The organism is Streptomyces sp. NPDC029152, assembly GCF_055564355.1.
On record NZ_JBVHWR010000004.1, the window covers coordinates 497,475 to 517,733 of the forward strand.

Annotated in this window: 19 protein-coding genes and 1 pseudogene; 14 read left to right on the forward strand and 6 right to left on the reverse strand. The window is 75.2% G+C overall.

Annotated elements, in window-relative coordinates; translation table 11 throughout:
• Nucleotides 1-6: 6 nt before the first annotated feature.
• A pseudogene (locus ACZ4V6_RS11730) lies at nucleotides 7-380 on the reverse strand (fic family toxin-antitoxin system, toxin component).
• A gap of 4 nt (nucleotides 381-384) precedes the next feature.
• Entirely contained in the window at nucleotides 385-567 is a 183-nt protein-coding gene (locus ACZ4V6_RS11735) for a toxin-antitoxin system HicB family antitoxin (RefSeq protein ID WP_467825371.1), read from the reverse strand.
• A 156-nt stretch (nucleotides 568-723) separates the two neighbouring features.
• Between ACZ4V6_RS11735 and ACZ4V6_RS11740 the strand changes: the two genes are divergently transcribed.
• The 7 genes from ACZ4V6_RS11740 to mug all read left to right on the forward strand — a co-directional run bounded on the left by ACZ4V6_RS11740 (nucleotide 724) and on the right by mug (nucleotide 7,495).
• Nucleotides 724-1,614, forward strand: coding sequence for an LLM class F420-dependent oxidoreductase (locus ACZ4V6_RS11740; RefSeq protein ID WP_467825374.1), 891 nt, complete (start codon nucleotides 724-726; stop codon nucleotides 1,612-1,614).
• Between the two features lie 68 nt (nucleotides 1,615-1,682).
• Complete coding sequence (locus ACZ4V6_RS11745; RefSeq protein WP_467825376.1) at nucleotides 1,683-2,108, forward strand: GNAT family N-acetyltransferase; 426 nt, start codon at nucleotides 1,683-1,685, stop codon at nucleotides 2,106-2,108.
• A gap of 94 nt (nucleotides 2,109-2,202) precedes the next feature.
• Nucleotides 2,203-3,552 carry a hemolysin family protein gene (locus tag ACZ4V6_RS11750; RefSeq protein WP_467825379.1) on the forward strand — a complete coding sequence of 450 codons (1,350 nt, stop codon included), beginning with the start codon at nucleotides 2,203-2,205 and terminating at the stop codon, nucleotides 3,550-3,552.
• Entirely contained in the window at nucleotides 3,549-4,571 is a 1,023-nt protein-coding gene (locus ACZ4V6_RS11755; protein WP_467825382.1) for a hemolysin family protein, read from the forward strand. Before ACZ4V6_RS11750 ends, ACZ4V6_RS11755 begins: the two co-directional genes overlap by 4 nt.
• Before the next feature lie 65 nt (nucleotides 4,572-4,636).
• A complete protein-coding gene (locus ACZ4V6_RS11760) occupies nucleotides 4,637-5,416 on the forward strand; it encodes an SGNH/GDSL hydrolase family protein (RefSeq protein ID WP_467825385.1) in 780 nt (259 codons plus the stop codon).
• 88 nt (nucleotides 5,417-5,504) lie between these two features.
• Nucleotides 5,505-6,947, forward strand: a complete 1,443-nt coding sequence (purB, locus tag ACZ4V6_RS11765; RefSeq protein WP_467825388.1) for an adenylosuccinate lyase — start codon at nucleotides 5,505-5,507, stop codon at nucleotides 6,945-6,947.
• Nucleotides 6,944-7,495, forward strand: a complete 552-nt coding sequence (gene mug, locus ACZ4V6_RS11770) for a G/U mismatch-specific DNA glycosylase (RefSeq protein ID WP_467825642.1) — start codon at nucleotides 6,944-6,946, stop codon at nucleotides 7,493-7,495. The genes purB and mug overlap by 4 nt, the downstream gene beginning before the upstream one ends.
• Nucleotides 7,496-7,562: 67 nt before the next feature.
• Here mug and ACZ4V6_RS11775 read toward each other — a convergent pair whose 3' ends face one another.
• On the reverse strand, nucleotides 7,563-8,288 hold the full coding sequence (locus ACZ4V6_RS11775) for an ABC transporter permease (protein WP_467825391.1): 726 nt from the start codon (nucleotides 8,286-8,288) through the stop codon (nucleotides 7,563-7,565).
• Nucleotides 8,289-8,290: 2 nt separating this feature from the next.
• Nucleotides 8,291-9,220, reverse strand: a complete 930-nt coding sequence (locus tag ACZ4V6_RS11780) for an ATP-binding cassette domain-containing protein (protein WP_467825394.1) — start codon at nucleotides 9,218-9,220, stop codon at nucleotides 8,291-8,293.
• A 108-nt stretch (nucleotides 9,221-9,328) separates the two neighbouring features.
• Between ACZ4V6_RS11780 and ACZ4V6_RS11785 the strand changes: the two genes are divergently transcribed.
• The 3 genes from ACZ4V6_RS11785 to ACZ4V6_RS11795 all read left to right on the forward strand — a co-directional run bounded on the left by ACZ4V6_RS11785 (nucleotide 9,329) and on the right by ACZ4V6_RS11795 (nucleotide 12,417).
• Nucleotides 9,329-10,486, forward strand: a complete 1,158-nt coding sequence (locus ACZ4V6_RS11785) for a sensor histidine kinase (protein WP_467825396.1) — start codon at nucleotides 9,329-9,331, stop codon at nucleotides 10,484-10,486.
• 14 nt (nucleotides 10,487-10,500) lie between these two features.
• A complete protein-coding gene (locus ACZ4V6_RS11790; RefSeq protein WP_467825399.1) occupies nucleotides 10,501-11,163 on the forward strand; it encodes a response regulator transcription factor in 663 nt (220 codons plus the stop codon).
• A 99-nt stretch (nucleotides 11,164-11,262) separates the two neighbouring features.
• Nucleotides 11,263-12,417, forward strand: coding sequence for an ROK family transcriptional regulator (locus ACZ4V6_RS11795; protein WP_467825402.1), 1,155 nt, complete (start codon nucleotides 11,263-11,265; stop codon nucleotides 12,415-12,417).
• A gap of 91 nt (nucleotides 12,418-12,508) precedes the next feature.
• On the opposite strand, the gene ACZ4V6_RS11800 is transcribed toward ACZ4V6_RS11795, so the two are convergent.
• Both ACZ4V6_RS11800 and sigJ read right to left on the reverse strand, forming a co-directional pair.
• Nucleotides 12,509-13,270: a GntR family transcriptional regulator gene (locus tag ACZ4V6_RS11800; protein WP_467825405.1), complete on the reverse strand. Its 762-nt coding sequence runs from the start codon at nucleotides 13,268-13,270 to the stop codon at nucleotides 12,509-12,511.
• Nucleotides 13,271-13,520: 250 nt separating this feature from the next.
• Nucleotides 13,521-14,405 carry an RNA polymerase sigma factor SigJ gene (gene sigJ, locus ACZ4V6_RS11805; RefSeq protein ID WP_467825408.1) on the reverse strand — a complete coding sequence of 295 codons (885 nt, stop codon included), beginning with the start codon at nucleotides 14,403-14,405 and terminating at the stop codon, nucleotides 13,521-13,523.
• A 180-nt stretch (nucleotides 14,406-14,585) separates the two neighbouring features.
• Here sigJ and ACZ4V6_RS11810 point away from each other — a divergent pair, with 180 nt between their 5' ends.
• The 4 genes from ACZ4V6_RS11810 to ACZ4V6_RS11825 all read left to right on the forward strand — a co-directional run bounded on the left by ACZ4V6_RS11810 (nucleotide 14,586) and on the right by ACZ4V6_RS11825 (nucleotide 20,239).
• Nucleotides 14,586-15,464 carry an alpha/beta fold hydrolase gene (locus tag ACZ4V6_RS11810; protein ID WP_467825411.1) on the forward strand — a complete coding sequence of 293 codons (879 nt, stop codon included), beginning with the start codon at nucleotides 14,586-14,588 and terminating at the stop codon, nucleotides 15,462-15,464.
• 119 nt (nucleotides 15,465-15,583) lie between these two features.
• A complete protein-coding gene (gene pdxR, locus ACZ4V6_RS11815) occupies nucleotides 15,584-17,041 on the forward strand; it encodes a MocR-like pyridoxine biosynthesis transcription factor PdxR (RefSeq protein ID WP_467825414.1) in 1,458 nt (485 codons plus the stop codon).
• Between the two features lie 126 nt (nucleotides 17,042-17,167).
• Nucleotides 17,168-18,754 (forward strand): alkaline phosphatase D family protein, encoded by a 1,587-nt coding sequence (locus tag ACZ4V6_RS11820; RefSeq protein ID WP_467825416.1) that lies wholly within the window; start codon nucleotides 17,168-17,170, stop codon nucleotides 18,752-18,754.
• 141 nt (nucleotides 18,755-18,895) lie between these two features.
• Nucleotides 18,896-20,239 carry a GNAT family N-acetyltransferase gene (locus ACZ4V6_RS11825; RefSeq protein ID WP_467825419.1) on the forward strand — a complete coding sequence of 448 codons (1,344 nt, stop codon included), beginning with the start codon at nucleotides 18,896-18,898 and terminating at the stop codon, nucleotides 20,237-20,239.
• Nucleotides 20,240-20,259 lie beyond the last annotated feature (20 nt).

Genomic DNA, 20,259 nt, shown 5'->3' on the forward strand with positions numbered 1-20,259 from the left:
GGGACGTCACACGCTCCGTCGGCGCGGTTCCCGCGCGATGTCGTCGACCGACGCCTCGCCGCTCTTGACCAGCAGGGCCGGGTCCCGTACCCGCTCGGCCGTGGTGGCGGCCTCGACGCCGCCGGCGACCAGGCGGGCGCAGGCGACCGCGGAGACGGACAGGGCGTTGGAGCGCTCCGGCGCGGGGACGTGGACCGGGAGCTGGAGCAGCGCGGCGGCGCGGGCGTACGGACCGTCGTGGACGGGGACGTCGCATGTCTCGGCGCGGCGGCGGGCGACGGCGGCGACGAGAGCACCCCGGTCGGTGACCCGGGGGTCTCCCGGGGTGCGCTGTTCGGCGGGCGTCGGCAGCCGGCGAGGTCGACGGTGGGATCGTTCAACGGCTCAGCGGCGGCGCTCGCCGGCCTCCTTCGCGAAGACCTTCCCGTACTGCCGCATGAAGTCGGCGGCGGCCTCCACGAAGGCGCGGCCCGCCCCGCCGGTGTCCTGCCGGGCCGGTTCCTCGAGGGAGCGGTCGACGCCCACCCCCCGGGCCGCGGCCCGTTCCCGGGCGGTGTCCTGGTCCACCCGCACGTCCAGCCGGGCCCTCCGGGTCTTCGCCGTACCGCGAAGCCGGCGCCGGAACGCCGGCAGGGGCAGGGGCGGCAGCCGGCGCACCGGCGGCCGCGGCGCTCGGGTGATTGACTCGTCGGGACCGAAGTCACCTGTGCGCGAGGAGGGTTCATGTCACGTCCGTTCCGCTTCGGTGTCAACCTGACGGTCTCCGCCCCGGCCGCGGAGTGGAGCGAGAAGTGCCGGCGGGCCGAGGAGCTGGGCTACGACGTCATCCTGGTGCCGGACCACCTCGGGATGCCGGCCCCGTTCCCGGCGCTGGTCGCGGCAGCCCGGGCCACCGGGCGGCCCCGGGTGGGCACGTTCGTGCTCAACGCGGGCTTCTGGAACCCGGCGCTGCTGGCCCGGGAGGTGGCGACCACGGACGCCCTCACGGGCGGGCGCCTGGAGCTGGGGCTCGGCACCGGCTACGTGCGGACGGAGCACGACGCGGCGGGGCTGCCGTTCGGCTCGCCGCGCGAACGCGTGGATCACCTGCGGCGCACCGTGGAGGAACTGGAACGGCTGCTCGGCGACGAGGAGCACCTGCCGCGGCCGGTGCAGCGGCCCGGGGTGCCGTTGCTCATCGGCGCCAACGGCGACCGGATGCTGGAGCTGACCGCCCGGCACGCCGACATCGCCGCATTCACGGGCGGCCGCTCCGTGCCGGGGAGCGCGACGGGGCAGCTCGCGCCCCTCACGGCCGAGGAGCTGGACGAGCGCGTCGCCCGCTACGGGGAGCTGGCGGCGGGCCGCCGGGAACCGGCGGAACGGAACCTGCTCATCCAGATGGTGGTCGTCACCGAGGACCGCGAGGCCGCCCTCCGCCCCCTGCTGGAGCACGTGCCGCACCTGACCGCCGGCCAGGCGCTGGAACTGCCCATCGTGCTGCTGGGCACCCTGGAGGAGATCACCGCGCAGGTACGGGCGCAGCGCGAGCGGTACGGGTTCACGTACCTGACGGTGCTGGAGCCGTACATGGAGGCCTTCGCCCCGGTGATGCGGGCACTGCGCGACGCCTGAGGGTCCGCGTGCCGTCCGCATGCCGGAATTCGCGTCCGGCGCTCCGGCGCGCGTGGTGGGATCACGGCATGAGTGATCTTCGGATGCGGGCCGCCGGGCCCGAGGACCTGGACGCCGTGCTGGCCTTCTGGAAGGCGGCCGCGGAGGGGACGAGTATCAGCGACGACCGGGAGGGTGTGGAGCGCCTGGTCGCCCGCGACCCCGACGCGCTGATCCTGGCCGAGCGCGGCGGCGCACTGGTGGGCACCGTGATCGCCGGATTCGACGGCTGGCGCTGCCATCTGTACCGGCTGGCGGTGCACCCCGGCCACCGCCGCCAGGGGATCGGCTCGGCCCTGCTGGACGCCGCTCAGGAGCGGTTCGTACGGCTCGGCGGGCGGCGCGCCGACGCGATGGTGCTGGTGCGCAACGAGCGGGCGCAGCATGCGTGGCGAGCGGCCGGGTACGCGCCCCAGGAGCAGTGGCGACGCTGGGTCAAGCCCCTCACCGACTGAAAGGCAGTGAGCACCGGCGCATGAGCGAGTGTCCCGGCGCACGACATCGCGCGAACCTCCACGTCCTGTCCGATCATGGAGCCGAGGTGACCCGATGACCGAACTGCTCCTGCTGCTGGTGGCGATCCTGCTCTCGCTCGCGTGCGGCGCGTTCGTCGCGGCCGAGTTCTCGCTGACCACCGTCGAGCGCGGTGAGCTGGAGCGGGCCGCCGCGCGCGGCGAGCGGGGCGCGGCGAGCGCGTTGAAGGCCGTACGGAACCTGACGTTCCAGCTGTCCGGGGCGCAGCTCGGCATCACGGTCACCAACCTGGTGGTCGGCATGCTCGCCGAACCGTCGGTCGCGGCGCTCCTCGCGGGTCCGCTGGAGGACGCCGGGATGTCCCGTTCGGCGGCCTCGTCGGTGGCGCTGGTGCTGGGCACGGCCCTGTCCACGGTCTTCCTGATGATCGTCGGCGAGCTGGTGCCGAAGAACTGGGCGATCTCCTCGCCGCTGGCCGTGGCCAAGCGGGTGGGCGGCCCGCAGCGCTGGTTCAGCACGGCCTTCCGGCCCTTCATCACCCATCTGAACAACTCGGCCAACCGCGTCGTGCGCCGCCTCGGCGTGGAGCCCGCGGAGGAGCTGGCGTCCGCGCGCGGACCGCAGGAGCTGGCGGCGCTCGCCCGGCACTCCGCCAAGGAGGGGGCCCTGGAGGCCGACACCGCCGAACTGTTCGTGCGGACCCTGAACCTCGCCGACCTGACGGCGGAGAACGTGATGACCCCGCGCGTCCAGGTCATCGCGCTGGACTGGCGGGCGACCTGCGAGGACGTGGCCAACGCGACGCGGGCGACCGGCCTGTCCCGGTTCCCGGTCTACCGGGACAGCCTCGACACGGTGGTGGGGACGGCCCACGTGAAGGACGTGCTGGCGGTGCCCGCCGAACGCCGGCCGCGGGTGCCGGTCGCCGAGCTGATGCGCGAGCCGCTGCTCGTCCCGGAGACGCTGACCGTGGACCGGCTCCTGGACCGGCTCTCCGGGCGTCGCACGATGGCCGTCGTCATCGACGAGTACGGCGGGACGGCGGGTGTGGCCACGCTGGAGGACATCGTCGAGGAGGTCGTCGGCGAGGTGCGCGACGAGCACGATCCGCACGAGATCCCCGAGCTGGATCCGGCCGGCACCGACGAGCGGGGCCGCGCGCTGTACCGGGCCGACGGATCGGCCCGGGTGGACCGGCTCGCCCGCCTCGGCCTGCGGGTGCCGGAGGGCCCGTACGAGACGGTCGCCGGGCTGGTCGCGGCCCGGCTGGGCCGCATCCCCGCGGTCGGCGACACCGTCGACATCGCGGGCTGGCGGCTGGACGTGGTGGACGCGACGGGACGCCGGGCCGCCGGGGTGCTGCTGCGCGCGCCGCTCGACGACGGCCCGACGGAGGCCGGCGAGGACGGGGGGGCCGGACGGTGACCGCCGTACAGCTGCTGATCGGTCTGGCGACGCTCGTCGTCAACGCGTTCTTCGTGGGCGCGGAGTTCGCGCTGATCTCCGTGCGCCGCAGCCAGGTGGAGCAGTACGTCGCGGAAGGGGCGGAGGGCGACCGGCGGGCGAAGAGCGTGCTGTGGGGCCTGGAGCACGTGTCCGCGCTGCTGGCGGCGGCCCAGCTCGGCATCACGCTGTGCACCCTGGTCCTCGGCATCGTCGCGGAACCGGCGATCGCGCACCTGCTGGAGCCGGTGTTCCACGCGGTGGGCGTGCCGTCGGGGGCGGGGCACGCGGTGTCCTTCGTGATCGCCCTGGTGCTGGCGACGTATCTGCACATGCTGCTCGGCGAGATGGTCCCGAAGAACATCGCGCTGGCCGAGCCGGTGCGCAGCGCGCTGCTGCTCGGGCCGCCGCTGGTGGGGCTGTCCCGCGCGCTGCGGCCGGTGATCTTCACGGTGAACGCCTTGGCGAACGCGCTGCTCAAGCTGCTCAGGGTGGAGGCGAAGAACGAGGTCTCGGCGACCTTCACGGACACGGAGCTGGCCGAAATCGTCAAGGACGCCAGCGAGGCCGGGCTGATCGACGACCGCGCCCAGGAACGGCTGCACGACGCCCTGGAACTGGGCCGCCGGCCGGTGCGGGACGTGGTGCTGCCGCTGGAACGCGTCGTGCACGCGCGCGTGGGCATCACGCCGGAGCAGTTGGAGCGGCTGTCGGCCGAGTCCGGGTTCTCCCGCTTCCCGGTGGTGGACGACGGGCGGCGGATCGTCGGCTACCTGCACGTCAAGGACGCCCTGGACGCCTCCCCCCGCGACGTGCCGTTCCGGCTGCGGGACATGCGGCCCATCGCCCGGGTGCGGGAGGGCACGCCGCTGGACGACGTGCTCACGGCGATGCGGGGCAGCCGTACCCACCTGGCGGCGGTCCTCGGCTCGGACGGGCGGCTGGCGGGGCTGGTGACCATGGAGGACGTGCTGCGGGAGCTGTTCGGCCGGCGGACCTGACCCGGCCGTCCCCGCGGAGGGCGACCGACCGGCGGGTATGGAGCCGGGTTACCATCGTCGTCGCCATGCAGACGAACCCCACCCACACCAGCCTCGTCGCCGTCGGCGACTCCTTCACCGAGGGCATGTCCGACCTGCTGCCCGACGGCTCCTACCGGGGCTGGGCCGACCTCCTCGCGGCGCGGATGGCCGCCCGCACCCCCGGTTTCCGGTACGCCAACCTCGCCGTGCGCGGGAAGCTGATCGGGCAGATCGTCGACGAGCAGGTGGACGTCGCGGCGGCCATGGGGGCCGACGTGATCACGCTGGTCGGCGGGCTCAACGACACCCTGCGGCCCAAGTGCGACATGGCCCGGGTGCGGGACCTGCTGACGCAGGCCGTGGAGCGGCTGGCGCCGAACTGCAAGCAGCTGGTGCTGATGCGCAGCCCCGGCCGGCAGGGCCCGGTGCTGGAGCGGTTCCGGCCGCGCATGGAGGCGCTGTTCGCGATCATCGACGACCTCGCCGGGCAGCACGACGCCGTGGTCGTGGACCTGTACGGGGCCCGGTCGCTGGCCGACCCGCGCCTGTGGGACGTGGACCGGCTGCACCTGACCGCCGAGGGCCACCGCCGGGTCGCGGAGGCCGTGTGGCAGACGCTGGGCTACGAGCCCGAGGACCCCGACTGGCACGCGCCGGTCCCGGCGACGCCGCCGCCGGGCTGGGTCACGCGCCGCACCGCGGACGTCCGGTTCGCCCGGCAGCACCTGCTGCCCTGGATAGGCCGCAGGCTGACGGGCCGCTCTTCCGGCGACGGCCTGCCGCCCAAGCGCCCGGAGCTGCTGCCGTACGAGGATCCGGCGTGACCGCTCCCGGCCCCGGGCGGCGTTCGTAGCTTCCGACGAACAACCCCGCGGCGCTGGCCTGCACGAATCGCCAGTAGAATCCGTTCACGTGACTTCCGCTCCCGTCAAGCCCCGCATCCCGAATGTCCTCGCCGGACGCTACGCCTCCGCCGAGCTCGCCACGCTCTGGTCGCCCGAGCAGAAGGTGAGGCTCGAGCGGCAGCTCTGGCTCGCCGTGCTGCGCGCCCAGAAGGACCTGGGCATCGAGGTGCCCGACGCCGCGATCGCCGACTACGAGCGCGTCCTCGACCAGGTGGACCTGGCCTCCATCGCCGAGCGCGAGAAGGTCACGCGGCACGACGTGAAGGCGCGGATCGAGGAGTTCAACGACCTCGCCGGGCACGAGCACGTGCACAAGGGCATGACCTCCCGCGACCTGACGGAGAACGTCGAGCAGCTCCAGATCCGGCTGTCGCTGGAGCTGATCCGCGACCGTTCCGTGGCCGTCCTGGCCCGCCTCGGCAAGCTGGCCGGCGAGTACGGCGAGCTGGTCATGGCCGGCCGCTCGCACAACGTGGCCGCGCAGGCCACGACGCTGGGCAAGCGCTTCGCCACCGCCGCCGACGAGCTGCTCGTGGCGTACGGCCGGGTGGAGGAGCTGCTCGGCCGCTACCCGCTGCGCGGCATCAAGGGCCCGGTCGGCACCGCCCAGGACATGCTGGACCTGCTCGGCGGGGACGCCGGCAAGCTCGCGGAGCTGGAGCGGCGGATCGCCGGGCACCTCGGCTTCTCGCAGGCGTTCACCTCGGTCGGCCAGGTCTACCCGCGCTCGCTGGACTACGAGGTCGTCACCGCGCTGGTGCAGCTGGCGGCGGCGCCGTCGTCGCTGGCGAAGACGATCCGGCTGATGGCCGGGCACGAGCTGGTCACCGAGGGCTTCAAGCCCGGCCAGGTCGGCTCCTCGGCGATGCCGCACAAGATGAACACCCGCTCCTGCGAGCGCGTCAACGGCCTGATGGTGATCCTGCGCGGCTACGCGTCGATGACCGGCGAGCTGGCGGGCGACCAGTGGAACGAGGGCGACGTGTCCTGCTCGGTGGTGCGCCGGGTCGCGCTGCCGGACGCGTTCTTCGCGCTGGACGGGCTGCTGGAGACGTTCCTGACCGTGCTCGACGAGTTCGGCGCCTTCCCGGCCGTCGTCGCCCGCGAGCTGGACCGCTACCTGCCGTTCCTCGCCACCACCAAGGTGCTGATGGGCGCGGTGCGGGCCGGGGTGGGCCGGGAGGTCGCGCACGAGGCGATCAAGGAGAACGCGGTCGCCTCCGCGCTGGCGATGCGCGAGCAGGGCGCCGAGCGCAACGAGCTGCTCGACAAGCTGGCCGCCGACGAGCGCATCCCGCTGGACCGTGCCGGGCTGGACGCGCTGATGGCCGACAAGCTGTCCTTCACGGGCGCCGCGGCCGATCAGGTCGGCGCCGTCGTCGGCCGGATCGAGGAGATCGTCAAGCAGCACCCCGCGGCCGCGGCCTACACCCCCGGAGCGATCCTCTGACCCGCTTCACCCGGGCCGAGCTGGAGGCCGCCCGCGACCGTCTCGTACCGGACGTCGTCGCGGACGGCCTCCGCGTGCTGTTCTGCGGCATCAACCCCGGTCTGCTGTCGGCGGCGACGGGGCACCACTTCGCCCGCCCGGGCAACCGGTTCTGGCCGGTGCTGCACCTGTCCGGCTTCACTCCGCGGCGGCTGAAGCCGTCGGAGCAGCAGGAGCTGCTGTCGTACGGCCTCGGCATCACCAACGTGGTGGCCCGGGCGAGCGCGCGGGCGGACGAGCTGACCGCCGAGGAGTACCGGGAGGGCGGCCGGCTGCTGGCGCTCAAGGTGGAGCGGCTGCGGCCCCGTTGGCTGGCCGTCGTCGGCGTCACCGCGTACCGGGCGGCGTTCGACGACCGCAGGGCCCAGGTGGGGCCGCAGGAACGGACGATCGGGGGCGCCCGGGTGTGGGTGCTGCCCAATCCCAGCGGTCTGAACGCGCACTGGACGGCCGCGACGATGGCGGAGGAGTTCGCCCGGTTGCGGGTCGCGGCGGACGCGGAGGCGTAGCCGGCGGTCGCGGTCCGGTGGGCCGGCCGCCCCTGACCGCGGGCGGGGCGGCGGCCGGCCCCCGGGCTCAGGCGTCCCGGCGGCGCAGCCGCCAGGTTCCGGCGAGGAGCGCGGCCGCCGTCCACAGCGCGGTCACGGCGAGTCCCGTCCACGGCCCCAAAGCGCCGTCGTACGTCCGGTGGAGGACCACCTGCCCGGCCCTGTCCGGCAGGAAGTCGACGGCGCCGCCGGCCGCGTCCCCGATCACGAAGGAGACGATGAGGATGAACGGGACCAGGGTGGACAGGGTCGCCACGCCGCTGCGGAACAGGGCGGTGAGACCGGCCGCGAGCAGCGCCGTCAGCGTGAGGTAGAGCCCGCAGCCCACGACGCCCCGCGCCTGCTCGCCCACGGTGAGGCCGTCCGCGGCCCCGCCGAGACCCGCACGGGCCGCGGCCAGGGCGGCGAGGGCGGAGAGCAGACCCACCACGAGCGTCGGTACGGCGACGACGACCAGCTTCGCCGCGAACCACCGTCCGCGCCGGGGGACGGCGGCCAGGGAGACACGGATCCCGTTCGCCCGGTACTCGGACGAGACGGCCACGGCGCCGAACGCGATGGCGGCGATCTGACCGGGCATGACCCCGGAGAAGGCCGTGAACAGCGGGTCGAAGTCCGGGTCCGAGGCGTCGGAGGCCCCGGCCAGCGCGGAGAACGCCGTGGTGACGGCGAACACGGCCGCCAGCGTGCCGTACAGCGAGCGCAGGGTGAGGACCTTGAGCGCCTCGGAGCGGAGTACGGGCGTGAACGGCATGGTCAGGCCTCCTGCGACTGTGCGGGCTGCGCGGCGAACTCGGTCTCGGTGGCGGTCAGGTCCAGGTAGGCCTGCTCCAAGGTGCCCTCGTCCGGGGCCAGTTCGAGGATCGGGACGCCCGCCTCGGACACGGCACGGCCGATGTCCTCCACGCGCGCGTGGTCCACGGTCCAGTGGCCGTCGTCGTGCTCCACCGCGTCGTGGCCGTGCCGGGCGAGGACGGCCCTCAGGGCGAAGGGGTCCGAGGTGCGGACCCGGACGCGCGGCCGCACGCGCGCGTCGATGAACTCCCGCATCGGGGTGTCGGCCAGCAGGCGGCCCCGGCCGAGGACCACCAGGTGGTCGGCGAAGGACGCGGTCTCGTTCATCAGGTGACTGGAGACCAGGACCGTGCGGCCCTCGGCCGCGAGCCGGCGCAGCAGCCCCCGGATCCAGATGATGCCTTCGGGGTCCAGCCCGTTGGAGGGCTCGTCCAGCATCACCACCCCGGGGTCGCCCAGCAGCGCGGCGGCGATGCCCAGCCGCTGGCGCATGCCCAGGGAGTACGTCCTCACCCGGTGGCGGGCCACCGGGGAGAGGCCCGTCTCCTCCAGCACCTCGTCGACCCGGCGCGCGGGAAGGCGGTTGCTCACCGCGAGGACACGCAGGTGGTCACGGGCGGTGCGCGAGTCGTGCGCGGCGTGCGCGTCGAGCAGGGCGCCGACGTGCCGCAGCGGCTCGTCGAGCGTCGCGTAGGGGCGCCCGCCGACGGTCGCGGTCCCGGACGTGGGCCGGTCGAGACCGAGCACCAGCCGCATGGTGGTGGACTTCCCGGCGCCGTTGGGGCCGAGGAATCCGGTGACGCGGCCGGGGCGCACGGTGAAGGTGAGGTCGTCGACGGCTCGCCGGGTGCCGTGCTCCTTGGTGAGGTGCTGGACGTCGATGCTGGTCATGGCAGCAGCGTGACGTCCCGTGAGGGGGCGGGTCCTCCCCCGCCGGTGGACGGTTTCTCCCCCGTGCGGGGGAGCCTCGCTGTCGGTGCCGGGTGTCACGATGGCGGGGTGCTCCGCCTGCTGCGCCCGCTGGTACGCGGGACGACGTACACGCGCTTCCTGCACCTGTGGGTGCCGAACGCGGCCTTCAGCCTGTGGATGTTCGTCGCGCCCGGGCTGCCCTGGGTGCCGCTGGTCCTGTTGGCCGGGGTGGGCCTGATCCCGGCCGTGCGCGTGGGCGAGGGCGTGCAGGCGCGGCTGCTGCTGACGCCGGGCGACGCGGAGCCGGGCTTCTCCGTGCGGCCCGCCAGGTCCTGGCGGGACCGGTGGCGGACCGTGCTGTGGCTGGAGACGCGGATGCTGATGGGCGGGGTGACGGCGTACGCCACGGTCTGGCTGCCGATCCTGTCGTACGCCCTCGCCTCGCACGCGGTGGGGCACGGGACCGAGGACCTGCCCGGTCTGGCGGATGCGGAACCGCACTGGGCCTACGCGCTGTTGACACCGTTCCCGCTGGTCGTGCTGTACGCGCTGGTGACCGGCCTCGGTGAACTGGCCACCGCCGTCGCGCGCCGGCTGCTCGGCCCGTCCGCCGCCGAGCGCCTCGCGGCCCTGGAGGAACGCACCGAGCAGCTCCTGGAGCGCACCCGCATCGCCCGCGAGCTGCACGACTCCATCGGGCACGCCCTGACCGTCGCCGTCCTGCAGGCCGGGGCCGCCCGCGCGGCGAACAGTCCCGAGTTCACCGACCGGGCCCTGTCCGCGATCGAGGAGACCGGCCGGGCGGCCCTGGAGGACCTGGAGCGGGTGCTCGGCGTCCTGCGGGAGGCGGAGCGGCCGGTGAGCGGCCGGCCGACGCTCGTGGACGCCGGCCGGCTGCTGGAGTCCGCCCGCGCCTCCGGGGCGAAGGTCGACGCCGAGGTGACGGGCCCGCTGGAGACCCTGCCGGGTCCGGTCTCGCGGGAGGGTTACCGCATCCTCCAGGAGGCGCTGACCAACGTGCTGCGGCACGCGGGGGCGGTCCCCGTGCGGGTCCGCGTCCGGGTGGCGGACGGCAGCCTCGGTCTGGAGGTGCGCAATCCGCTGCCGGACGGCAGGGCCGGACCGGGACGCGGCAGCGGCCTGCGCGGCATACGCGAGCGTGCCGCGCTGCTGGGCGGGCGGGCGCGCACGGGGCCCGACGACGCCGGTGACTGGCAGGTCCACGTCGAGCTGCCGCTGGGCTGATCTACGCTGGGCGGATGCCGGTCAGAGTCCTCCTCGTCGACGACGAGCCCCTCGTACGCGCGGGCCTGCGCGCCGTGCTGGAGGCGCAGCCCGACATCGAGGTGGCCGGGGAGGCCGCCGACGGGGCCGCGGTGATCCCGCTGGTGCGGCAGCTGCGGCCGGACGTGGTCGCCATGGACGTCCGCATGCCGCTGCTGGACGGCATCGAGGCGACGCGCGCGCTGCTGCGGACGGTGCCGGACCCGCCGAGGATCCTCGTGGTGACGACCTTCGAGAACGACGAGTACGTGTACGAGGCGCTGCGCGCGGGGGCCGACGGGTTCCTGCTGAAGCGGGCCCGGCCGGCCGAGATCGTGCACGCGGTGCGGCTGATCGCCGAGGGCGAGTCCCTGCTGTTCCCCGCCTCGGTGCGGCAGCTCGCCGCCGAGTACGGCGACGGCGGCGGGAACCGCGCGGCCCGTGCCGTGCTGGAGCGGGCGCGGCTGACCGGACGGGAGGGCGAGGTGCTGCGGCTGATGGCGCGCGGACTGTCGAACGCGGAGATCGCCGCCCGGCTGGTCGTCGGCACGGAGACGGTCAAGTCGCATGTGAGCGCGGTGCTGGCGAAGCTGGGGGCCCGGGACCGCACACAGGCGGTGATCACGGCGTACGAGTCCGGGTTCGTGGCCCCGGGGTGAGGCACGCCCGCGGACCGGGGACGGGCGGACCGGCGTTCGCCGGGGGGAACGGGCCGAGTACGATCCGGCCAACACGCGCACGAGCTGGGAGGACGGACGGTGGGCGGGCTGACCGGCGGGGATCCGTCGCTGTTGCGGAGGATCAACTCCGCGGTGGTGCTGCACGCGCTGCGTGCCACGGACTGTGCGACGCTGACCGAGATCACCCGGGTGACGGGGCTGTCCCGGCCGACCGTCGAGGGCGTCGTCGAGGGGCTCATCGAGACCGGTCTGGTCGTCGAGACGGCCGCCGTCGACGGCACGGCCCGGCGGCAGGGGCGGCCCGCGCGGAGGTTCCGGTTCCGGGCGGAGGCGGGGCATCTGCTGGGCCTGGAGATCGGGCCGCACCGTGTCGCCGCGCTCCTCGCCGATCTGGACGGGCGGGTGATCGGCGCCCAGGCGAAGGACGTCGAGGAGACCGCCTCGGCCGACGAGCGTCTGGAGCGGCTTCGCACCGCGGTCGCCGAGCTGCTGCGCCGGGCCGGTGTCGCGCGCGGGTCCCTGCGGGCCGTGGGAGCGGCCACGCCCGGGATCGTCGAGGCGGACGGCACGGTCCGGCTGGGCACCGCGCTGCCCGGGTGGACGGGGCTGCGTCTGGGCGAGCGGCTGCGGCGTTCCTTCAAGTGCCCCGTGCTGGTGGAGAACGACGCCAACGCGGCGGCGGTCGCCGAGCACTGGAAGGGGGCCGCCACCGAGTCCGACGACGTGGTGTTCGTGCTGGCCGGGCTGAGCCCCGGGGCCGGTGCGCTGATCGGCGGGCGGCTGCACCGGGGGTACGGCGGGGCGGCGGGCGAGATCGGCGCGCTGCACCTGCTGGGCCGGGACGTGACGCCGGAGACGCTGCTGTCCACCACCGACCAGCCGCTGCACCCGCTGGACGAGCAGGCGGTCGCCGAGGTCTTCGCCCAGGCGCGGGACGGCGACCAGCGGGCCCGCGCCGCCGTCGAGCGTTTCCTCCGGCGGCTGGTGCACGACGTGGCGGCGCTGGCGCTGGCCCTGGACCCGGAGCTGGTCGTCATCGGCGGCTGGGCGGCCGGACTGGACGGCGTGCTGGAGCCGCTGCGGCGGGAGCTGGCCCGCTACTGCCTGCGGCCGCCGAGGGTGACCCTGTCGCTGCTCGGCGAGGCCGCCGTGGCGACCGGCGCGCTGCGGCTGGCCCTCGACCACGTGGAGGAGCAGTTGTTCGCGGTGGAGGGCGCGACGGCCCGCCGCTGAGCCGCTCGCGGCGGGGCGGTCCCGTCGCTCCGGCCGGCTCCTCGCGCGGGAACGCGCCGGGGGCCGGGTCCGCCGCGTCCCGGACCGCGGGTCAGGAGGCCTGGGCGTGCGGGCCGTGGTGGATCTCCATGTCGCCCGAGTCCCCGAAGGTCAGCCGGCAGGTGTCCGCCCGGTAGGTGGCGACGGAGAGCGCCGCGGTACGGCCCTGGGCGAGGTAGCGGGTGGTGACGACCAGGACCGGCGCTCCGGGGAGACGGTCGAGCTCCTTGGCGTCCTCGGCGCCGGCCGAGCCCAGCTCGACGGCGTTCTCCCGGCGCTCCAGCTCCAGCCGCTGCAGCTCGCGCAGCACGGCGCGCGCGCGTGCCGCACCGGACGGGGCGTCGATGGCGGTGAGGTCGGGCACCGACGCCGGCGGGATGTACAACAGCTCCGCCGCGACGGGCCGGCCCTGGGACACGCGGGAGCGGCGGACGGTGTGCACGGGCTCGTCCCGGCCCGTCCCCAGGGCGTCGGCGACGGCCGCGGGGGGCGCCGCTGCGACGCAGTCGGCCGGCTGCCAGGCGTCGTCGGCCGTGCCGGGCCAGGCGTGCTGCCGGGGACCGACGGCCACGCCCACGCGAGGCGGCGCGACGGTCGTGCCGACGCCGCGGCGACGCTGGAGCCTGCCCTCCAGTTCGAGCTGCTCCAGGGCCTGGCGGAGCGTGGCACGGGCGACGCCGAAGCGTGCGGCGAGGTCGCGCTCGTTGGGCAGGACCTCGCCCACGGAGAACTCCGAGTCCAGGGCCTCGCTGAGCTTGGTCCTGAGGTGCCAGTACTTCGGTTCCGGTACCGATTCCAGCTGCGTGGTCCCCACCCTGTCCTCCGCAATCGCCGTGCCCGGCGGCGTTTCGGCGCCCTTGTTTATTAAAGGTTGTTTCAGTTCTCTGCGACGATAGGACGGCCCACCCCCTTGGTCAAGACCAATCCTCGATCCCTTGCGCGCCCCGGGGGAGCGGAGCGGGGCGGTGTTCACGGGGTGTTCGCACGGGGCCGTGTCGCGGGTGACGCGACGGCGAAGCCCCCGTCGCGCGGACGGGGGCTTCGGCCTGGGCGGGCGGCGGTCGTCAACCGGTGGGCAGGGACCGCAGCTTGTCGGGGTTGCGGACGATGTACACCGACTGGATCCGCCCGTCGGCGACGTCCAGCTGGACGACGGAGTCCGGCTTGCCCGCCGACAGCACCAGCAGGGCGGGGCCGCCGTTGAGCTCCAGGATGCGGAACCCGGCGTCCGGGACGCCCTTCTGCGCGATGCCGACCAGGAAGCGGGCCACCTTGTCGGAGCTCTCCAGCACGCGCAGCGGTGCCCGGGACTTGCCGCCGCTGTCCCCGACCAGCCGGGCGTCGGGGGCGAGCATCGCCATCAGCCCTTCGAGGTCGCCGTCGGCCGCCGCGGCGAGGAACCGCTCGGTGAGGTCGCGGCGCTGGACGGGGTCGACGTCGTAGCGGGGCCGGCGTTCGTCGACGTGCTTGCGGGCCCGTGCGGCGAGCTGGCGCACGGCGGCCTCCTCGCGCTCCAGCACGGCGGCGATCTCGGCGTACGGGTAGCCGAACGCCTCGCGCAGCACGAACACCGCCCGCTCCAGCGGTGACAGCGACTCCAGGACGACGAGGACGGCCAGCGAGACGGAGTCGGCGAGCACGGCCCGCTCGGCGGTGTCCGGCACCACGTCGCCGAAGTCGGTGACGCAGGGCTCGGGCAGCCAGGGGCCGACGTACCTCTCGCCCCGTGACGTGATCTGGCGCAGCCGGTCGACGGCGAGGCGGGTGGTGACGCGCACCAGGTAGCCGCGCGGCTCGCGGACGGCGGTCCGGTCGGCCCGGGACCAGCGCAGCCAGGCCTCCTGGACCACGTCCTCCGCGTCGGCGAGGCGGCCCAGCATGCGGTAGGCGACGCCCAGGAGGACGGGCCGGTGCTCTTCGAAGACGTCGGTCGCGGTGTCGGTGGTCACCGTCCCATCCCAGCGGACGCGTGCGTCCGTGTCCAGGCGGAACCGCCGGTGCCGCAGGCCGCCCGGGAACGGCGGCGACCGGGGGGCTACCCGTCGGTAGCTCCTGCTGACAGGCTGTCCGCACGACGCGGGCACCGTTCGCGCGTTCCCCGGCACCACGTGTTCCCGACAAGGAGCCCCATGTCCGAGACGCTCTCCTTCACGGCCCCCACCGAGCACGGTCCGCAGGACGTCACCCTCGCCTACGCGCGCGTGGGCGCCGGTGAGCCGCTGCTCCTGCTGCACGGCATAGGTCACCACCGGCAGGCCTGGGACCCGGTGGTCGACATCCTCGCGACGGAACGCGAGGTGACGGCCGTGGACCTGCCCGGGTTCGGGCAGTCGCCCCCGTTGCCGCACGGGCTGCCGCACGACCTGCCGACGACCAACGCCGTGCTCGGCGCCTTCTGCGCGGCCCTGGGGCTGGACCGGCCGCACGTGGCGGGCAACTCCCTGGGCGGTCTGCTGGCCCTGGAGCTCGGCCGGCAGGGCCTGGTGCGGTCGGTGACGGCCCTGTCCCCGGCCGGCTTCTGGTCGCGGGCCGAGCGGCGCTACGCCTTCACCGTGCTGACGGGAATGCGCCGGACCGCCCGGAGCCTGCCCCTCCCCCTGGTCGAACGGCTGTCCCGCACGGCGGCCGGACGCACCGTCCTGACCAGCACGATCTACGCCCGCCCCGGCCGCCGCCCGCCGGAGGCCGTGGTCGCCGAGACCCTGGCACTCGCCCACGCCGAGGGGTTCGCCCAGACGCTCCGGGCCGGACGGAGCGTCCGGTTCACCGACGACGTCCCCGGCGTCCCCGTCACCGTGGCGTGGGGCGACCGGGACCGGCTGCTCCTGCCCCGGCAGGGCGTACGCGCCAAGCACACCGTCCCGCGGGCGCGGCTGGTGCGGCTGCCCGGCTGCGGCCACGTCCCGATGAACGACGACCCGGCGCTGGTCGCGCGGGTGATCCTGGACGGCAGCCGCGCCCGGGAGGCGAGCGCCCCGGGGGTCCCGGCCGGCACGGTCGGGTCGTAGGGCGTGGACCGCGCGGGCCGGTACGGCGGCCCGGCGGTGCGCGGTCCGCCGTGTCGCGGGTCCGGCCCCTCGTAGAGTGGGGGCGACCGGGAGACGCGATGTTCGGGGGGACCGCTTTCATGACGCCGTCGACCGGCCCGGCCGGCGGGCCGGGTTCCGCCGGCCGCACCGCCGCGTGGGAGCTGCTGCTGCCCGCCGCCTCGGCACCGGCACGCGCGCGTGGCCGCGCCCTGCAGGCGGCGCTGCGGGACGCGGTCCGCTCGGGCCGGCTCGCCCAGGGCACCCGCCTCCCGTCGAGCCGGGACCTCGCGGCCGACCTCGGGGTGTCGCGGGGGCTGGTCACGGAGGCGTACGAGCAGCTGACCGCCGAGGGCTACCTGCGCAGCGGGCGGGGCGCGGGGACCTGGGTGGGCGATGCCGTGCGGGCCGCCCGTCCGCGCGCGCGTGATCTCGCCCCGCGCTCCCCCGGCGCCCGCGTCGACTTCGTGCCGGGGACGCCGGACCTGTCGCTGTTCCCGCGCGCGGCGTGGGCGGCCGCGCAGCGCGGCGTGCTGACGGAACTGCCCCACGCGGGCCTCGGCTACCCGGATCCGCGCGGGCTGCCCCGGCTGCGGACCGCGCTGGCCGAACTGCTCGCGCGGCGCCGCGGCGTGGTCGCGGACCCGGAGCGGATCGTGGTGGTCTCCGGGGTGGCCCAGGCCTCGGCGCTGCTCGGCGGCGTCCTCCACGCCCGCGGCACACGCGCCGTCGGCGTGGAGGACCCCGGCAGTCCGCAGCACTGCGCCCTGTACGCCTCGGCGGGCGTGAGCACCGTTCCGCTGCCCCTGGACGAGGAGGGGCTCGCCGTCGGCCCGCTGCGCGCCTCGGGCGTCCGCGCGGTCGTGACGACGCCGGCCCACCAGTTCCCCACCGGGATCGCCTACTCGGCGCGGCGGCGCGCCGAACTGCTGGACTGGGCACGGTCCGTGGACGGGTTCGTCCTGGAGGACGACTACGACGGCGACTTCCGCTACGACCGCGCCCCCGTGGGCGCGCTCCAGGGGCTCGACGCGGAACGCGTCGCCTACACGGGCTCGGTGAGCAAGTCCCTCGCCCCGGGGCTGCGGCTGGGCTGGCTGCTGGTGCCCCCGTCGCTCGTGGACGAGGTGGTCGAGCGCAAGCGGACCACGGACCTCGGGCATCCGGCCCTCGACCAGGCGGTGTTCGCCCGGTTCCTGGAGCGCGGCGACTACGACCGTCAGCTGCGCCTGTGCCAGCGGGCCTACCGCGAGCGGCGCGACGCGCTGGTGGCCGCGCTGGAGGAGCACTTCCCCGGCGCACGGGTCTCCGGGATCGCCGCCGGACTCCACGCCATCGCCGCGCTGCCCGGCCGGTACGGCCCGCAGGAGCGCTTCCTCGCGCGCGTGGCCGGGGCCGGCGTCGCGGTGCGGCCGCTGACGGCGTACGGGCACGCGGGCGGCGGTGACGGGGCGGGGCCAGAGGTGCGGCTGGTGCTGGGGTACGCGCACCTGCCGCCGGCCCGGGTCCGCGAGGGGGCGCGGCTGATGGCCCGGGCGGTGCGGTCCGGGGACCGGTGAGGCCGCGCGTCGTCCTCGCCCGGGCCCGTGCGGCCGGTTGTTCACCCGGGGTTCGCGTGCGCGCCGCCCCGCCCCAGTAGGTCTTGCTGCGCACACCGGCCGGATCCCGTCACTGGAGGCGCGTCCATGTCCCCTCGTCCGCTCCCCGGGCGCCGCAGCGTACTGCGCGGCTCCCTCGCCGCGTCGGCGGCCCTGACCCTGTCCACCGCCCCCGGGGCGGCACCGGCGTTCGCCCGCTCCGGCCGGCCGTCCGCGGGCTGGGGCGTGCAGACGGGCGACGTGACCGCGCACTCCGGACTGGTGTGGGTGCGCTCCGACCGGCCGGCCCGGATGATCGTCGAGACGTCCGCGACCGAGTCGTTCCGCGACCCGCGCCGGTGGCACGGACCGCTGCTCGGCCGGGACACGGACTTCACCGGCACCACCCGGCTGCGCGGACTGCCCCCGGGCGAGCAGATCCACTACCGCGTGCTGCTCGCCGACCCGGACGATCCCCGCCGCACCGGCGAACCGGTCACCGGCACCTTCCGCACGGCGCCGGTCCGCCGCCGCGACGGCGTGCGCTTCGTGTGGTCCGGCGACCTGGCGGGCCAGGGCTGGGGCATCAACCCGGACCTCGGCGGTTACCGCATCTTCGACGCGATGGGCGCCCTGGACCCGGACTTCTTCCTGTGCAGCGGCGACAGCGTCTACGCCGACGGGCCCATCGCGGCGACGGCCGCCCTGCCGGACGGGAGCACCTGGCGGAACATCACCACCGAGGAGAAGTCCAAGGTCGCCGAGACCCTGGCCGAGTTCCGCGGCAACTTCCGCTACAACCTGCTCGACGAGAACCTCCGGCGCTTCAACGCCCGGGTCCCGGCCGTCGTCCAGTGGGACGACCACGAGGTGCGCAACAACTGGTACCCGGGACAGGTGATCGCGGACACGGACGGCCGCTACACCGAGAAGAGCGTGGACGCGCTGGCCGCCCGGGCCCGGCGCGCGTTCGCCGAGTACTTCCCGGTCTCCACCCTGCGGCCCGGCGCGCGCGAGGGACGCGTGCACCGCGTGCTGCGCCGGGGCCCGCTGCTGGACGTGTTCGTACTGGACATGCGGACGTACCGCAACGCCAACTCGCCCGGCGACCAGACCGTGGACCCGCAGGGCATCCTGGGCCGCGAGCAGCTGGAGTGGCTCAAGCGGGAACTGTCGCGCTCGCGTGCGGTGTGGAAGGTGATCGCCGCCGACATGCCGGTCGGTCTGGTCGTGCCCGACGCCACCGAGGGCCGGGCGGACATCGAGGCGGTGGCGCAGGGCGACCCGGGCGCGCCGCTGGGGCGCGAACTGCAGATCGCCGAGCTGCTGCGCTTCGTCAAGCACCGGCGGATCACCGGGACGGTGTGGCTGACGGCCGACGTGCACCACACCTCGGCCCAGCACTACCAGCCCTCGCGGGCCGCGTTCACCGACTTCGAGCCGTTCTGGGAGTTCGTGTCCGGACCGCTCAACGCGGGCGCGTTCCCGGCCGTCCCGCTCGACGGCACCTTCGGTCCGGAGCGGGTGTTCGTGAAGGCACCGACCGCCTCGAACGTCTCGCCCGCGGGCGGCTACCAGTTCTTCGGCGAGGTCGACATCGACGGCGACAGCGCCGAGATGACGGTGCGGCTGCGCGAGCAGGACGGCACGGTGCTGTTCACCAAGGTGCTCCGGCCGGGGCTGGTCGGCCAGTAGCTCACGTAACCTGTCGGTCGTGCCGCGCACCGGCGTCATCCCCCGGTGCGCGGCCCGGCGCCGGCGCTCTTTACCCATCGGTCACAGGGCGTTCGTGACCACGCAACACGGTTCCTCCACAGTGGTCGTATGAGTCCAGACATGTCTGAAGTGACCGCGGCCCTGGCACGGACGGTCGAGCACGACCTCGGGACACCGGGCCTCATGCTCGTGGCCTCGATGGCCGCCCTGCTCGCCACGGCGGGCTTCCACACGTGGTGGGTACGGCGCCACGGACACGCCCCGCCGGCGGACGACACGGGCGCCCGGCCGCCGTCCGGGGGGCCGGGGGACGGGCCGTCCGGACGCGCCGCGGCGGTGCCCGGGCCGGACCGGACGGCGGAGGACGGCTCCGGGGACAGCGCGCTGTGGCGGATGCGGACGACGGTGCGGGACGCGCCGGGGTCACTGGCCGCCCTGTGCGCGGCCCTCGCCGGCCGGCGGGTGGACATCCTGAGTCTCCAGACGCATCCGCTGGCCGACGGCACGGTGGACGAGTTCCTGCTCCGCGCCCCGGGCGGACTGACCGGCTCCGAGCTGGCCGAGGCGGTGGCGGCGGCGGGCGGCGCCGACACCTGGACCGAGCGGGCCGACGCCCACGACCTGGTCGACGCGCCGACCCGGGTCCTGGGGCTGGCCGCCCGCACGGCGCTGGACGCCGCGGAACTTCCGTTGGCGCTGCGCCAGTTGCTGGGCCGGTGCACGATACGGTCGCTGCCCGCCGAAGGACGCGCGGAAGCCGGGGTACCGGCGGAGGGCGCCCTCGACGGCACCGTGCTGCGGCTGCGCGCTCCGGAGGGCGGAGTGATCAGCGTGGAGCGGCCGTACCTGCCGTTCACGCCCGCCGAGTTCGCCCGGGCGCGGGCGCTGGTCGAGCTGGACGCCCGGCTCGGTCCGCGCGTTCCTCGCGGCCGGGACGTCCTGACGCTGCCCGAGGGGCACGACATCACGGTCCGCCGCGCCGACACCCGTGACCTGCGGGCGGCGAAGGCGATGCACGAACGGTGCTCGGACCGGACCCTCGGGATGCGGTACCACGGCCCGGTCGGGGACGCCGAGCGCTACCTGAACCACCTGCTCGGCCCGCGCCACGGCCGGACCCTCGCCGTGCAGACCGCTTCGGGCCGGATCGTCGGGCTCGGTCACCTGCTGTGGGACGGGGACGAGACGGAGGTCGCCCTGCTCGTCGAGGACTCCTGGCAGCGCCGGGGCATCGGCGGCGAACTGCTCGGGCGGCTCGTGGCGATGGCGGCGGAGGCGGGCTGCGCGAGCGTGTACGCGGTGACGCAGGCGTCGAACACCGGCATGGTCGCCGCGATGCGCGGCCTGGGCCTCCCCCTCGAGTACCAGATCGAGGAGGGGACCCTGGTCATCACCGCCCGCCTGGACCGGACGGGCCGGCCGGCGGCGCGGCTGCCGCGCGGCGAGCGCGTCGGCGGGGAGTAGGCGCCGGGAGCGGGGGGCCG

Coding starts and splice junctions, on each gene's coding strand:
- ACZ4V6_RS11740 (WP_467825374.1), top strand. CDS start 724: ATGTCACGTCCGTTCCGCTTCGGTGTCAACCTGACGGTCTCCGCCCCG.
- ACZ4V6_RS11745 (WP_467825376.1), top strand. CDS start 1,683: ATGAGTGATCTTCGGATGCGGGCCGCCGGGCCCGAGGACCTGGACGCC.
- ACZ4V6_RS11750 (WP_467825379.1), top strand. CDS start 2,203: ATGACCGAACTGCTCCTGCTGCTGGTGGCGATCCTGCTCTCGCTCGCG.
- ACZ4V6_RS11760 (WP_467825385.1), top strand. CDS start 4,637: ATGCAGACGAACCCCACCCACACCAGCCTCGTCGCCGTCGGCGACTCC.
- ACZ4V6_RS11775 (WP_467825391.1), bottom strand. CDS start 8,288: ATGCCGTTCACGCCCGTACTCCGCTCCGAGGCGCTCAAGGTCCTCACC.
- ACZ4V6_RS11780 (WP_467825394.1), bottom strand. CDS start 9,220: ATGACCAGCATCGACGTCCAGCACCTCACCAAGGAGCACGGCACCCGG.
- ACZ4V6_RS11790 (WP_467825399.1), top strand. CDS start 10,501: ATGCCGGTCAGAGTCCTCCTCGTCGACGACGAGCCCCTCGTACGCGCG.
- ACZ4V6_RS11810 (WP_467825411.1), top strand. CDS start 14,586: ATGTCCGAGACGCTCTCCTTCACGGCCCCCACCGAGCACGGTCCGCAG.
- pdxR (WP_467825414.1), top strand. CDS start 15,584: ATGACGCCGTCGACCGGCCCGGCCGGCGGGCCGGGTTCCGCCGGCCGC.
- ACZ4V6_RS11820 (WP_467825416.1), top strand. CDS start 17,168: ATGTCCCCTCGTCCGCTCCCCGGGCGCCGCAGCGTACTGCGCGGCTCC.
- ACZ4V6_RS11825 (WP_467825419.1), top strand. CDS start 18,896: ATGTCTGAAGTGACCGCGGCCCTGGCACGGACGGTCGAGCACGACCTC.